We start from the raw sequence: 14,893 nt of genomic DNA, 5'->3' as shown, positions 1-14,893 counted from the left end.
TGCCGATGATGCCCGCGCGGCACGAGCAGATCCTGTCCTACGCGGCCCTGGTGCAGTGGACGGACGCGCTGCGCCTGTGGCAGGGGCAGGCCCTGTCGCTCGACGCGCACCACAGCTTCGTCTTCGCCGCGGGCGCCGGCTTCAAGGTCCCGATGGGCACGGGCGTCTCGCTCATGCCGCTGCGGCACCCGCACGACGCCGCCGTGCACGCCCGTTCCGTGGCGGTGGCCTCCGGGCATCCGTTCGTCGCGGGGATCGGTCCCGGCGGCATCGACTTCCAGCGCAACATCGCGGGCCGCCCGTACGCCAGCCAGCTCCAGGCCGTCAGGGAGTACGTCGCCGCGATGCGCGGCCTGCTGGACGGCGAGGAGGTGGACCTGGACGGGGAGCACTTCACCGCCCACGACGTGCTGCCGCCGCTGCCCACCCCGCCGGTGGAGATCGGCGTCGGCGTGCTGCGGCCGGGGATGGCCAGGCTGGCCGGTGAGATCGCCGACGTCGCGATCACCTGGCTCACGCCCGCCTCCTACCTGCGGGACGTGATCGTCCCGGCGATGGAGGAGGGCGCGAAGCAGGCCGGGCGTCCCGTGCCCCGGCTGGTGGCGATGGTGCCGATGTTCGTGGCTCAGCCCGATCGGGACCAGACCCGCATCGTGCTGCAGTCCAACGCCGGGCACCTCATGCTGCCCCATTACGTGGACATGCTGGAGCGGTCGGGCATCGAGATCGACCCGCAGCAGCCGGTCGAGACCGTGAAGCGGCTCGTCAGCGGCGGGGCGTTCCTGACCGGGACCCCGGAGGAGCTCGGCGAGCAGATCGGCGAGTTCCACGCCGCCGGGGTGGACGAAGTGGTGATGAATCTGACCGGAGTGGCCAGCTCCTACGGGCCGCAGGCCGCGCTGGCCGAGATCGAGACCATCCTGAGCCAGGGCGCCCCGTGAGCGATCCGTCCCCTTTCCTCCGGCCGGGCACGCCTGTGTCCCGGCCGTCCGCCATGCCCGGGGTCTCGCGGCTGTTGCTCGTCGTCACGGGTTCCCTGGCGGCACGCAACCTGCCGTTCGCGCTGACGCTGCTGCGCGGGTCCCGTCCCGGCCTGAGCGTCAGGGCGGTCGTGACGCGGAACGCGGAGCGGTTCGTCACGCGGGCGGCCCTGGCGCCCGAGGTGGACGAGGTCATGGTGGACGAGTGGCCGGACGACGCCGCGCAGGCCAGGCACGTCGAGTGGGCCGAGTGGGCGCAGGCCGTCGTCGTCTACCCGATGACCCTGCACTTCATGGGCCGGCTGGCACTCGGCCTCGCGGACACTCCGGCGCTGCTGGCCGCCCAGTGCACGCGCGCGCTCGTCGTGCTGGCGCCGGCCCTGCCGCCTGGAGGGGTGGAGAGCGCCGCCTACCAGTCGCACTGGAGCGCCCTGCGCGAACGCCCGAACGTGGTGCTCGTACCGCCGCGTCCGGGGATCAGCACCGCGACCGGGCGCCCGGACTCGTGGCTGTCCACGCTGGCACAGGCGATCGAGGCAGTCGACGCACGCTGGGATGCGCAGGGAGATGCGCGATGGGATGCGCAGGGGGATACGCCGGGGGAGGAGCGCCGCACTCGCCGGGACGTCCCGGCGGAGGACGGGACGGGGCACCTCTTGATGGAGGTGACGCCCTCGGACGGCGGGTTCGTGTGGCGGCGCAGGCCGGGGCGGCTCGCGCACAGCGGGTTCGCGCCCGTCGACAGCGCTCTGAACGCCAAGCTTGCCGGGCTGTTGGACGGCCCTGATGTCCGGCTGGCGCCGGGCGAGCAGGACGGCGAGTCACGCGCCTACCGGGTGGCCGGGGCGGAGTCGGCGGCGCGGGTCCTGCTCCGTGACGGCCCCACCGCTCAGGTCGAACGGCTGATGCGCGGCCTCGGCCGGGCGCTGCGTGAGGTGCACGCCGTCGCGCCGGGCGACGTCACCGGCCCGCCGCGCGCACTGCGCAGGCTCGAAGAGTGGCTGGCCGGCGACTCACGCAGCGCACCGGCCGCCGCCGCCGGCGCGGTGCTGGCCGACCGGCTGGGGGCGAAGTCCTGGGAACGGCTCCGCGACTGGTGCGCCGAACAGAACGCGGACCCCGACGTCGTCCTCTCCCACGGCGCACCGGGCCTGGGCTCACTGGCGGTGATCCCACCCGCCGGCCAGGACGTCGATGGCCCGCCCGACCCGGAACCCCTGGCCCCGGCCCCGGACGTGGGCCCGCGTGTGAGCCCGGACGTCCACTCGGGCACCGGCTCGGACGCCGACCCACGAGTGAGGCCGGAGGGGCGGGGCGTGGGGGAGTTGCTGATCGGGGAGGACGTGTGTGCGGCGCCCTGGTATCACGACCTGGCCTGGATCGCGGGCGAGCTCGTCGAGCTGCGGTGGCTGAACGATGGGGACCCGCAGGAGTGGCAGCGCCTGCTCGACGCGCTCTTCGAGGGCTACGGCCGGGACCTGGGCGAGGACGCGAACCGGCTGATCGCCCTGCGCATCGCCCTGCACCTGCACGACATATCCGCCTACGTGGGGCTCGATGCCGCACTGCTGGCCACGTACGCGGGATTCCTTGATTTTCTGGTCAATCTCGATGGAGGATCGCCGCATGCCCGGACTTCATAGGCGAACGCTGGCGAACGGGCTGAAGCTGCTGGTGGCGCCGGTCGCCGGCACCTCGCGGGTGGCCGTCGCGGTCCATTACCGGGTGGGCTTCCGCGTCGAGCCTCCGGGCATGGAGGGGTTCGCTCACCTTTTTGAGCACCTGATGTTCGTGGGCAGCCAGAGCCTGCCGGACGGCGCGTTCTTCAACCACGTGAGCGACACCGCCGGCGCGGCGAGCGGGCGCACGCACCAGGACTACACGGAGTTCTACCAGGTGGTGCCGCGCTCGGCGCTGGAGCAGGCGCTGTTCAGCGAGGCCGACCGGATGCGCGCCCCGAGCTTCACGCAGGAGGCGCTGACCGAGCAGCTGGCCGGCGTCGCCGCCGAGATCCGCGAGATGATCGTCGAACGGCCCTACGGCGGCATGCCGTGGCCGCACATGGCCGGGCTGCTCTACACGTCGTTCGCCAACGCGCATGACGGCTACGGGGACCCCGACCAGCTCAAGCAGGCGACGCTGGAGGACTGCGCCGAGTTCTTCGCCCGCTACTACACGCCGGGCAACGCGGTGGTCACCGTGGCCGGCGATGTAGATCCCGACGAGGTGGCGGCGTACGTGGAGCGCCATTTCGGCGACATCCCCGCCCGCGTGGCCGCCCCGCAGCCCGACCTGTCCGAGCCCGGGTTCTTCATGGACCAGACCGCGTCCTTCACCGAGCCGGGGATCCCGGCCACCGCGATCACCATGGGGCAGTGGCTGCCCGACCCGGCCGCCGACCTGCGCGGCTATCTCGCTCATGTGGTCCTGGCCCGCATGATGGCCAGGCAGATCACCCCCGACGGGACATCCGCGGTCAGCACGAGCTGCGGGTTCTTCGGCCCGCTCGACGCCCGTGCGCCGGACGCGCTGCTGCTGACCGTCCTCGTGCCGCCGGCCACGCCGTCCGTGCAGATGGTCGGAGCCGTACGCACGCAGTGGGGCATGTGGGCGAAGGGCGACCTCACCGGCGAGGTGTCCGCGGCCGTCAACGAGCTGGTGTCCGAGCACCACCGCGACCACGACGACATCGAGACCCGCTGCCGCGCGCTCGGCCGCCTGGAGACCCTCTTCGACCGGGCCGAGCTGCTCGACGAGCTGCCCGAGCGGCTCGGCGAGGTGACCACGGCGCAGGTCGCCAAGGCGGCGTCGCGGCTGCACGGCTCAGCCTGCGCGGTCATGACGATCGAGCCGGGCCGCAGGCGGACCCGGCCCAAGCCGGGCCACACGGAGCAAGCCGGACGCGGGGCCGCCGCGCCCGCTAGGGCCGCCAGGGCCGCTGGGACTGCTGGGACTGCTGGGACTGCTGGGACTGCTGGGACTGCTGGGATCGCTGGGTCCGGTGAATCCGCTGGGTCCACCGGGGCCGCCGAGAGCGCTGGGACCGCCGGGGCCGTGGAGAGTGCCGAGGCCGCCGAGACGTTCAGGATCCCCGAGCCGGTGGCGGGGCAGGCGAGCGTGCCGCCGCGAACCGAGCAGCCGCGTCCCGTGCTGGGCGAGCACGTGGAGACCGTGTTCGGCAACGGCCTGCGGGCCATCGCCGTCCGCGCGGGCAGCGCTCCCGTGGTCGAGCTGCGCCTCCGGCTGCCCGCCGGCCCCGCGGGCTGGCGGCGCCCGGATCACATGGAGCTCCTGGCGCACGTGCTCGGCCGGCGCGCCCGCGTGAGCCTGCACGGTCGCGGCGCGGGCGGCGAGCTGACCGTCAGGACGGACGGCCAGTGGCTCGACTTCTCCGGGTACGCCCGCACAGACGGGCTGGACGCCTGGCTCGCCGTCCTGTCGGAGGTTCTCACCCCGTCCCCCATGATCGAGCCCCTGTCGCTCGGCCGGTCCCTGCTCCGCGGCCGGAACCCGGGGCGGATCGCCGACGACGCGCTGCGCGCGCACCTGCTCGGGCCCGCGACGCAGGAGCCCGCCGGGCTCGCCGACCTCCACCGGACCGTGGTCGTGCCCGGCGGCGCCTCGCTCGTCGCCGTGGGGAACGCCGACCCCGCCCAGCTCCTCTCCAAGCTGGAGGGAGCCCTGGAACGGTGGCAGGGGCAGACGCAACCGGCGCCCGCGAGCACCGCCGCCGAGGGCGCGGTCCTGCTCGTCCCGAGAGAAGACCTGTCGAACATCCTGGTGACCTTCAGCGCACCCGAGCCGCCCGACGGCCCGGACGACGTGGCCCGCTATCTCGCCACCGGCGTGCTCGGCCGCTACCGGCGCAACCGCTCGATCCGCGACGCGCCCGGCACCACCGGTCTGGGGGCCAGCGGCTACGAGGCGTTCCTGGGCCGGGACCTCTTCACCGGCTTCCCGCGCGCCTACATCCAGCTCATGCGGCCGAAGGAGCAGGTGCCCGACGTGTTCACGGAGGTGCTGGACCGGCTGCCCGAGCTCACGGCCGCGCCGCCGGACCCCGTCGAGCTCGACCTGACCAGGGAGTACTGCGTCCTGGAGATGCTGTGGGGGCTGGACTCGCCCTCGAAGATCGCCGACCTCGTACGCGTCGGGTTCTCCTTCGGCCAGGGCGCCGGCCTGCTCACCCGCCTGTACGACCGCCTCGGCCAGATCACCGCGGACGAGGTGGTGACGGCGGCGGTCAGCACGTACGGACGGATGCCCCTCCCGAGCGTGGTCGTCGGCGACATCGAGGCGGACTGGCTGTCGGACGAGATCGAGCGCGAGGTCACCGAGATGGAGGGAGTGTGAGCGTGGCGCAGAAGGCCGGAGCGGTACGCCTGAGGCCGCCGCAGAACGCCGTGCACCGCCGGGCGATCACGATGTGGACCACCCGGTCCGCCGTGGGGTACGGGCTGGCGGCACTGGTGTTCCTGGTCCTGGCGGCGTTCGTCGACGGGGCGGGGACCGTTTTCGCGGTCCTCGCGTTCCTGACGGCTCTGGCCGGCGCCTGCTACGCGATCGTGGTGCCGCGCTGGCGCTACGGCGTGCACCGCTGGGAGGTGACCGGCGACGCCGTCTACACCAGCTCAGGCTGGCTGTGGCACCAGTACCGGGTGGCGCCGATGTCGCGCATCCAGACCGTGGACACCGTGCGCGGGCCGTTCTACCAGCTCTTCAAGCTGTCGGCGGTGACCGTGACCACGGCGTCGGCGATGGGCCCGCTGCGGATCGACGGCCTGGACGAGGAGTTCGCCAGGGACCTGGTCGAACGGCTCAACAGGGTGACTCAGGCGACCCCCGGAGACGCGACGTGACGACGAAGGACATGACGGTGGAGTCGGTCGGCTGGCGCCGGCTCGACCCCCGCATGCTCCTGGTCAACCTGCGCTGGCTGCTGCCGCCCCTCGGGATCATCGCGCTGACCGCGCTGGCCTCGGGCGGGGTGAACTGGGCGGAGCACAAGCTGCAGATCGTCTCCGCGCTGCTGTTCGTCGGGCTCACCTGCAGCGAGATGATCCGCTGGCGGACCACGCGCTTCCGGGTGAGCGACGAGCAGGTCGAGGTGAGCTCCGGGCTGTTCTGGCGCCGGCACGTCGCGATACCGCGCGACCGCGTCCGCACCGTGGACGTGACGTCCGGTCCTGTGCACCGGATCTTCGGCCTGTCGATCGTCACGATGGGCACCGGCCAGGCGCTCAGGACCGACCGCCGGGACCAGGTCAAGCTCGACGCCGTCGCCACGGCCGAGGCCGCGACGCTCCGCGCCGGCCTCCTGCCCCGGGCGCCGGCCCCGCTCCCGGCCCCCGCCGCGCCGCAAAAGGGCCCCACACTAGGGAAGAGCCCCGCGCCCGTGCCGACGAGCGGCCCGGAAAAGCCGGTGAGCGTCCCCGCGACGGTGGAGCTCGCCAGGGTCGATCCGGCCTGGATCCGGTACGCGCCACTCAGCCCCCTCGTCTTCGTGATCGGCCTGGCCCCCCTGACCCAGGCGTACAACCTGGCCGAGCGCCTCGGCATCCCCGTGGACATCGGCGGCGCGGTGCTGGGGGCCATCGAGTTCCTGGAGGAGATGCCCGGCTGGCTGTACCTCGTCCTCTTCCTCCTGATGCTGATCGCCGGCGCGATCGGCACGATGCTGCTGTTCACCGAGTCGTGGTGGAAGTTCCGCCTCGTACGCGAGCCCGGCAGCGGCACCCTGCGCGTGAGCCGCGGGCTGCTCACGACCCGCTCCTTCACGCTGGAGGAGCGGCGGCTGCGCGGCGCCGAGCTGATCGAGCCGTTCATGCTGCGCTGGGGCAGGGGAGCCCGGCTCAAGGCGATCGCGAGCGGGCTGCGCCAGACCATGGACGGCCCGCGCGGCGGCTCGGGAGCGCTGCTTCCCCCCGCCCCCCGAAGGCTGGCGCACCTGACGGCCGCGTCGGTGCTGGGGGAGCAGGAGAGCCCGCTGCTGCCCGAGCGGCTGCGCGCCCATCCCAGGGCCGCGCTGCGGCGCAGGCTGACCCGCGCCGCTGTGGCGAGCGTGGCGGCCATCGCCGCGGCGGCCGTGCTCGCGGTCCTGGCCGGCTGGTCCGCCGTCTGGCCGGCGGTGATCGCGGCCGTGGTCGTGGTGCCGGTCTCGCTGCTGCTCGCGGCCGACTCGTACCGCTCGCTGGGGCACACGCTCTCCGGGGCGTACCTCGTGACCCGGTCAGGCGTGCTGCTGCGCCGCACCGTGGCGCTGCAGCGCGGCGGCATCATCGGCTGGACCGTCACCCGCTCGCCGTTGCAGCGGCGGGCGGGCCTGGCCAACATCGCGGCGACGACGGCGGCCGGGACGCTGGGCGCCTACACCGTGCGGGACGTGGACTACGGCGACGGTCTCGTGGTGGCCGGCGAGGCGGTCCCCGGGTTACTGGCGCAATTCATCGAGGTGACCGAGAAATAACGAATTGCTCATGGTAAAGGTGAATATTCATCTCATGTGCATCATGGGAGTGACGCGATAAATGACTGTTCTGCAGGCAGTAGGGCTCACCAAGAGATATGGGCCCGTATTGGCGGTCAGCAACGCCAGTTTCTCGGTTCGCGCCGGCGCCATTACCGGCTTCCTGGGGCCGAACGGCGCCGGGAAGTCGACGACCATGCGGATGTTCCTGGGCCTTGACCACCCCACCAGCGGGTCGGCGCTCATCGACGGCAAGCGCCTCGACGAGTGGCCCGTGCCCGCCCGCAAGATCGGGGCAGCCCTCGACACGCAGTGTGCCCATCCCAGCCGCCGGGCGATCGACACCCTGCGCTGGGTCGCCAAGATGATCGGGGTCGATCCCAAGCAGTGCGAGGTGATGCTCGAACGGGTCGGCCTGACGGAGGTGGCCGCGCAGAAGGTCGGCAGGTTCTCGCTGGGCATGAGGCAGCGCCTGGCGCTGGCGATCGCGTTGATCGGCAATCCGGAGATCGTCGTGCTGGACGAGCCGATGAACGGCCTGGACCCCGACGGCATCTCCTGGATGAAGGATCTTCTGCGGCAGTTCCGCGACCAGGGCCGCACGGTGTTCGTCTCCAGCCATCTCCTGGCCGAGATGGAGGACCTGGTGGACGACCTCGTGGTCATCGCCCAGAGCAGGATCGTGGGCAGCGGGTCGGCGTCGGCGTTCATGCAGCGCTTCCAGGTGAAGAAGGTCACCGTGGTGTGCGAGAACCCGAAGCTGCTGGCGCCCGCGCTGGTCAAGGCCGGTGGCCGGGTGAAGGCGAGCGGCAACCGCGGCATGCAGGTCATCGGGCTGGCCTCCGGGCAGGTCGGGACCATCGCGCGGGACGCCATGGTGGCGCTCTACGAGCTCAAGGAGGAGCGCAGCCTGCACCACGCCTTCGCGCAGGCCACGCAGGATCGGTCGAGCATCAAGGGTGAGGTGGGGTAGGTGACTTTCGCGAACGTCTGCGCCGCGGAGCTGCTCAAGTTCCGTACGCTCCTGAGCAACCGGATCACGCTGGCCTGCGCCCTGGTCGGCGTGGCGGCGGTCGGGCTGCTGATGGGCTCCAACATCGGCCCCAACGGGCATCTCATCCAGGGCGCGCCCGGCTCGCAGGCCGTCGCCTCGCCGATGCAGTTCGTGATGTTCTCGATGATGATCCTCGGCGTGCTGTCCGCGACGAGCGAGATCAGGAACGGCACCTTCCGGATCACCCTGTCCATCGCGCCCTGGAGGACGCGGGTCCTCACCGGCAAGATGGTCACGCTCGCCGCGATCTCCCTCGCCGTCACGATCATCGGCCTGCTGATCGCGTACGGGACGTCGCTGATCACCGCGAGCGGCACCGCGTACGCGCCGCTGTCGCACGGGGGAGCCCCCATCATCCTGGCGTTCCTGGGCAGCGTGCCGCTGGTCACCGCGCTCGGGGTGGCGGTCGGGGTGCTGGTCAAGAGCACCGCGGGGGCGCTGTCCATCCTGCTGGTGTGGGCCTTCGCCGGGGAGGGGATCCTGGCGGTGGTCCTGCCGGACAGCATCGATCCCTATCTGCCGTTCATGATGGTCGGCGCGGGTCCCGGCGTCTTACCCGAGGGGCCCGGGCCGGTGCTCGGGCTGGGGATCTTCGCCGTGTACGTCGCGATCGTGGTCGCCCTGACCTTCGTCATGACCGAGCGGCGGGACATCGCCTAGCGGTCGCCTCCGGGAGGCTGGCGGACGCTTCCGGGAGGCTGGCGGACGCTTCCGGGAGCAGGGGCGAGAAAGGAGATAGCGCACGATAGTCAGATGAAAGTAGAAATCAACCCTACCCAGGACAATCCCCCTTAGATTGCTTGACCTCGCCAGTAGGCGGCAGTCAAGCGCCTGTGGTGACGTGCGGTGGCGGTCGTCATTGAATCGCCGCGCACGGGCCAGGACAAAGCGGTTCAAGTGAGGGATAATTACTGGGAACGCTAGGGGGATCGTGCCGCTGATGCGCTTTGGAATCCTTGGTCTACCGGCAATTTGGCAGCAGGGCGAGGAGATCAGACTCGCCACACGGCGGTCGCGCGGCGTTCTGGCTCATCTCCTGCTGAGCCCCTCCCGCTCCGCCTCGGTCGAGAGCCTCATCCACGCGATCTACGGTGACACGCCCACGAAGAGCGCCAGGAACCAGGTGCACCGCGGCGTCGGCGAGCTGCGGAAGTACGGCGTCACCATCGACGTCCACGACAACGTCTACCGGCTCGAAGCCGCGGAGGACGACGTCGACGCCTTCGTCTTCATGCGGCTGTGCGACGAGGCGCGCGCCCTGGCCGACGACGGCGACCACGCGGGGGCGGCCAGGACGCTGGGCGAGGCCCTGGCCCTGTGGCGCGGCTCGGCCCTGTCCGGCCTCGACAGCGAGGTCTTCCTCGCCGAGGCGGCGGTGTGGGACGAGCGCAGGCTCGCCGCGATCGAGGTCCGTACCGACGCCGACTTAGAGCTCGGCCGGCACCGGGACGTGATCGCGGAGCTCCAGCAGCTCACCGACCAGCACCCGTTGCGCGAGGCCTTCTGCGGCCAGCTCATGCTCGCCCTCTACCGGTCACAGCGGGGCAGCGAGGCGTTGCAGGTGTTCACCGACCTGGAGGAGCGGCTCAGGGACGAGCTCGGCACCGATCCGAGCCCCGCGCTGCGCGACCTCAGGACGCAGATCCTGCGCCAGGACCCGCTGCTCGAACCGGCCGGGGCCATCGAACCCGCTTCAGCCGACCCGCAGGCCCCCGTGCCGCGGCAGCTTCCCGCCCGTTCCGGCGCGCTGGTCGGCAGGGACGCCGACCTGCGGCGGATCACCGACGCGATCGAGGAGCACGGGCCGTGTCCCGTGGTGGTGGTCACCGGTCCAGGCGGCGCGGGCAAGACCGCGCTGTGCCTGGAGGCCGCGCACCGCGTGGCCGCCCGCTATCCCGGTGGCCAGCTCTACGCCGACGACCTGAGCGAGCCCGGCGAGGTGCTGGCCGGGTTCCTGACCGCGCTCGGGGCCGACGACATCCCCGATGGTACGAGCGCGCGCGCCGGGCTGCTGCGCAGCCTGCTGGCCCGCCGCCGCGTCCTGATCGTGCTGGACGGCGTGAGCGGCGCCGGCCAGCTCGACCTCTTCCTGCCGGGGCATCCGGACTGCGCCGTCATCGTGACCAGCCGTTCGCCGCTGGCCCTGCTGCACGGGGCCATGCGGGTCCGCGTGTCCGCCCTGGACCGGGCCGACGCGCGGGCGCTGCTGGCCGCGGGCGCGGGCGAGGAGCGGATGGCGGCCGAGCCGGCGGCGGCCGACCGGATCATCGACCTCTGCGCCCGGCTGCCGATGGCCCTGCGCATCGCCGCGGCCAGGCTCGCCACCCGGCCGCACTGGACCCTCACGCGCCTGGCCGATCGCCTGGCCGACCCGGCGAAGATCCTCGGCGAGCTGCGGCACGACGGTCAGAGCGTTCTGCCGACGTTGATGCGCGGCTACGAGGCGCTGCCCGAGGGCCCGCGCTCACTGATCCGCAGGATCGGCTTCTACGGCAGCGCGGAGGTCACCGTCAGAACCACCGCCGCGCTCGCCGGCGTCCCCATGGACGCGGCAGAGAACATGCTGGAAGAGCTGGCCGAGACCCATTTCATGGTCACCCTGCGGGACGGCGAGCGGTTCCGCTGCCACGAGCTGCTGCTGGGCTTCGGCGCCGTCCGCGCCCTCGCCGAGGACCGCGAGGCGGACCTGCGCGCGGCCGCTCAGCGCGCGCTCGGCGGCTGGCTGGCGCTGACCGACGACGCCCACGCCTCGATGCGCGGCCAGGACAACTCCATCCCCCGGGGTACGGCTCCGCGCCACCGCCCCCAGGGCGCGGCGGCCTGGTCGGGCCAAGGGACGGAGTGGTTCGACGCCAACCTGGACGGGATTCTGGCGGCCGTCCGGCGGGCGGTCCCCTTCCCCGAGACGTGCTGGGAGCTGGCCATCGCGCCGCTCGCGCTCTACGAGGCCGGGTCGCGCTTCGACGTCTGGCTCGACTCCCACGAGCTGGCGCTGTCCAGCGTGCGCGGCGCCGGCAACGTCCGTGGCCAGGCCGCCCTGCTCTACTCGCTCGGCCACCGCTCGCTGCTGGTCGGCGACTACGCCGGCGCGGCCCGCCGCCTGGAGGAGGCCTTACGGCTCTTCCAGGAGCTCGCCGACGAGCATGGGCGCGGGCTGGCGCTGCGGCTGCTGGCGGACCTCGACCGGATCCGGCAGGAGCTGGGCAAGGCGCGCAAGACGTATGAGGAGGCCGCCGAGGTGCTGCGCAGGAGCGGGGACCCGGTGGGCGAGGCCGACGCGCTGGGCGGGCTGGCGATGGTGCTGCACAGCACAGGGGAGGGGCAGGCGTCCCAGGAGTGCCTGGAAAGGGCGCTGACCCTGTGCCGTGAGGGCGGCAGCCTGCGCAGCGAGGCGCAGATCCGGCGCGGCGTGGCCATGTACGCCGCCAGGGCGGGCACCCCGGAGGATGCCTATCCCGAGCTGCTTCAAGCTCTGGAGATCGCCACGTTCATCGGCGACCGGGTCGTGCTGTCGGACATCCTGCTCGACCTCGGCACCACGCGGATCCTGCTCGGCGACCCGCGGGCCGCCTACGACAACCTGGTCACCGCCGAGGAGATCGCGAAGGTCGCCGGCGTGAAGCGGACCGCGCTCAGGGCGCGCAGGGCGCGGGCCTTCCTCAACGGCAACGGCGAGGCCACCCGCCACGCGGTGGCGCGCAACGCCTAGAGATCGGTCGTGTCGGCGGTCGCCTCGGTGAACGCCCGCTTCAGGCTGCGCTCCTCCGTGAGGCCCAGCAGCGCGATCCCGGCGTCGCGGGCGATCTCGCCGAGCTGGATCGAGGTCAGCCCGCTGATCTCCATGCGCTGGCCGTGCATCTCCATGACCTCGCCGCCCGCGTCGATCACGGCGGCGCACAACGGCTCGGGCTTGTCCGACAGAACGCTGATCGTCTGCGTCTGGAAGCGGTCGATGAACGCGGTGGCGGACCCGCTGCCGATGATCCGGCCGCGGGCGATCACCACGAGATCGTCCACCAGATCCTCCAGCTCGGCCAGCAGGTGGCTGGAGATGAGCACCGTACGGCCTTCGTCCCGGAAACCGCGCAGCAGCTCCTTCAGCCACGCGATGCCCTCGGGGTCGAGCCCGTTCATCGGCTCGTCGAGCACCACGATCTCAGGGTCGCCGACCAGCGCGATCGCCAGCGCGAGACGCTGCCGCATGCCGACGGAGAACTTGCCCGTACGCTGACCCGCCACCGCGCCGAGCCCGACCTGGTCGAGGAGCGTCTCGGCCTGGGACGCGGGCACGCCCGCCAGCCAGGCCGCCCACCGCACGCTGTCGATCGCCCGGCGGGAGGGATGGACGCACCGGGTGTCCAGCACGGCGCCGACCTTGCGGCTCGGGGCCGGCCACTCACGCAGCGGCTTGCCGTCGACCAGCGCGGAGCCCGCGGTCGGATGCGCGAGGCCGAGGAAGAGGCGCAGCATCGTCGACTTGCCGGCGCCGTTCGGCCCCAGGAAGCCGGTGATGGCGCCCGGCCTGATGGCGAAGCTGGCGTCGTTGATCGCCACGACCTGACCGAAGCGTTTCGTGAGGCTCACCGCCTCCAGCGTCGGGCGCATGCTCAGCGCTGCCCTCGTCCGCGGGGCCCGCGTCTCGAACGCCGGCATACTGTGCGCACGATTCACCCGTTTTCGCAGTATCTGTGTGGTAGATCTTGCCATTGGGGCCAAATGTAAACATCGGGCTACACAGCGTGTCAATACCGTTGGAATGCGACGAACGACAGGCGGGCGGACATCCGGGCCGTCGGCCTCGGCGACCACGGGGCGGGACTCCCTGGTCGCCAGCGTGGATCTCGACATGGGCGCGGTCTCCTCACGTGGGGTGTGCACGGGATCTGGCCCAGATTTCGTGATGGAGACGAGGCCAGCCAGTACGGTCGGTCACGTGCGTTGAGCGGTGAGCAATACCCACTTGTGGATAAAGCGTAGCTGTGCGTGCCCGAACATCTGACTTTTGCTCATTTAGCTCGCTGTTGTTGACGTGTCAGAACAGATACCCCATATCGCTGATCGGGGGCACATGGGAAGATGTTCCGCCGCCGGGGTGAGGGAGGAGAGACTGGTGCGTCGTCTGGTGATGGTGGGAGTGGCGATCGCCGTGCTGTCGGCCGGATGCGGCGGGCAGAGCCCCGCTCCGGTTCCGACCAGCGCGACCGGTGGGCCGGTGACCGGTGGCGTGGTCTCGCTCACCTTCGACGACGGGCTGGCCCGCCAGGAGCAGATGGCGCAAGAGCTCACCAAGCGCGGCCTGATCGGCACCTTCTACGTCCACAGCACCAGGACCAAGGCCGCCGGATACCTCGACCAGCCCAAGCTGGAGCGGATGTCGGAGGCGGGGCACGAGATCGGCGGGCACACCCGTACGCATGCCCGGCTGCCCGAGCTCCATCCCGACGAGCAGCGCAGGGAGGTGTGCGCGGACCGGTCGGCGCTGAAGGCCATGGGGTTCGCCCCGAAATCCTTCGCCTACCCCTTCCACGCGGTGAGCGCGGCGGCCGAGTCGGTGGTCCGGGAATGCGGGTACAGCAGCGGCCGGGGCCGGGCGGGCGCCGCCGCGGAGCGGATCGAGCCGCGGGACCCGTACAACCTCAACACGCCGCTCGCGGTCGGCGCGGGCACCACGCCCGCCCAGATCCAGAAGTACGTGCTCGCCGCCGAGCAGCACAAGACCTGGGCGATCCTCGTCTTCCACGACTACTGCGACGACTGCGGGCCGCTGGGGGTCGAGCCGGCGGTCTTCACCGGGTTCCTCGACTGGCTGAAGGAGCACAAGATCGCCGTCCGGACCGTCGGCGACGTCATCGGCGGCGACCTGCGACCCGTACCGAAGATCAAGGCTCCGTCGATCGTGCTGAACGCCTCGCTGGAGAACTACTTCGGCAAGGAGGGCGTCCCCGACTGCTGGCAGCTCGACGGGAGGTCCAAGACGGCGACGTTCGGCCGGGTGGCGGGCGCGCGCACCGGGCGCTGGGCCGGTCGCATCCAGGTGGGCGACGGGGACCCGGGACGGCTGAGGCTGGCGATCAAGCAGGACGACGGCGACTGCGCACCCCGGACGGGCGCTCTGTCGGTCTGGTACACCTCGACCGTGCCGGTGCGGTTCACCTTCAGCAGGCGGACCGGCGACGGGGTGTGGACGCGGTGGGCCGACGGACCCGTCTTCCCCGCCACGACGTCCTGGCGGCAGGCCACCTGGACGCCCCCGCGGGCGCAGGCCGCGGGGATCAGCTTCGGCCTGGTGCTGGCCGCGCCCGGCCAGGCCACCTTCGACGACTTCGCGCTGCGCTGACCCTTGTCGAGGCTATGCCGTCGGGCTGGCGTCCGGGTTGATGACGCCGGGCTGAT

At 71.9% G+C, this 14,893-nt stretch carries 10 protein-coding genes; 9 read left to right on the top strand and 1 reads right to left on the bottom strand.

Features of this window, described 5'->3' with window-relative positions:
- Positions 1-5: 5 nt before the first annotated feature.
- From ABEA43_RS42875 to ABEA43_RS42840, 8 genes are all read left to right on the top strand, one after another.
- Positions 6-941 carry an LLM class flavin-dependent oxidoreductase gene (locus ABEA43_RS42875; protein ID WP_345571661.1) on the top strand — a complete coding sequence of 312 codons (936 nt, stop codon included), beginning with the start codon at positions 6-8 and terminating at the stop codon, positions 939-941.
- The gene (locus tag ABEA43_RS42870) at positions 938-2,623 is read left to right on the top strand and encodes a flavoprotein (protein WP_345571403.1); all 1,686 of its coding nucleotides are present in this window, start codon (positions 938-940) and stop codon (positions 2,621-2,623) included. Before ABEA43_RS42875 ends, ABEA43_RS42870 begins: the two co-directional genes overlap by 4 nt.
- Entirely contained in the window at positions 2,607-5,333 is a 2,727-nt protein-coding gene (locus tag ABEA43_RS42865; protein WP_345571401.1) for a M16 family metallopeptidase, read from the top strand. Before ABEA43_RS42870 ends, ABEA43_RS42865 begins: the two co-directional genes overlap by 17 nt.
- Complete coding sequence (locus tag ABEA43_RS42860; protein ID WP_345571398.1) at positions 5,330-5,839, top strand: PH domain-containing protein; 510 nt, start codon at positions 5,330-5,332, stop codon at positions 5,837-5,839. The genes ABEA43_RS42865 and ABEA43_RS42860 overlap by 4 nt, the downstream gene beginning before the upstream one ends.
- Positions 5,836-7,446, top strand: a complete 1,611-nt coding sequence (locus tag ABEA43_RS42855) for a PH domain-containing protein (RefSeq protein WP_345571396.1) — start codon at positions 5,836-5,838, stop codon at positions 7,444-7,446. The genes ABEA43_RS42860 and ABEA43_RS42855 overlap by 4 nt, the downstream gene beginning before the upstream one ends.
- 61 nt (positions 7,447-7,507) lie before the next feature.
- Positions 7,508-8,419 carry an ABC transporter ATP-binding protein gene (locus ABEA43_RS42850; protein WP_345571394.1) on the top strand — a complete coding sequence of 304 codons (912 nt, stop codon included), beginning with the start codon at positions 7,508-7,510 and terminating at the stop codon, positions 8,417-8,419.
- A complete protein-coding gene (locus ABEA43_RS42845; RefSeq protein WP_345571392.1) occupies positions 8,420-9,160 on the top strand; it encodes a hypothetical protein in 741 nt (246 codons plus the stop codon).
- Positions 9,161-9,440: 280 nt separating this feature from the next.
- Entirely contained in the window at positions 9,441-12,209 is a 2,769-nt protein-coding gene (locus tag ABEA43_RS42840) for an AfsR/SARP family transcriptional regulator (RefSeq protein ID WP_345571390.1), read from the top strand.
- Here the strand turns inward: ABEA43_RS42840 and ABEA43_RS42835 are convergent.
- Entirely contained in the window at positions 12,206-13,084 is an 879-nt protein-coding gene (locus ABEA43_RS42835) for an ABC transporter ATP-binding protein (RefSeq protein ID WP_345571388.1), read from the bottom strand. The genes ABEA43_RS42840 and ABEA43_RS42835 overlap by 4 nt on opposite strands.
- A 526-nt stretch (positions 13,085-13,610) precedes the next feature.
- Between ABEA43_RS42835 and ABEA43_RS42830 the strand changes: the two genes are divergently transcribed.
- Entirely contained in the window at positions 13,611-14,837 is a 1,227-nt protein-coding gene (locus tag ABEA43_RS42830; protein ID WP_345571386.1) for a polysaccharide deacetylase family protein, read from the top strand.
- The last annotated feature ends 56 nt before the right edge of the window (positions 14,838-14,893 follow it).

Source organism: Nonomuraea rosea (genome assembly GCF_039539705.1).
In the GTDB taxonomy this organism is placed as follows: domain Bacteria; phylum Actinomycetota; class Actinomycetes; order Streptosporangiales; family Streptosporangiaceae; genus Nonomuraea; species Nonomuraea rosea.
This window is presented reverse-complemented; position numbering and strand designations above follow the sequence as displayed.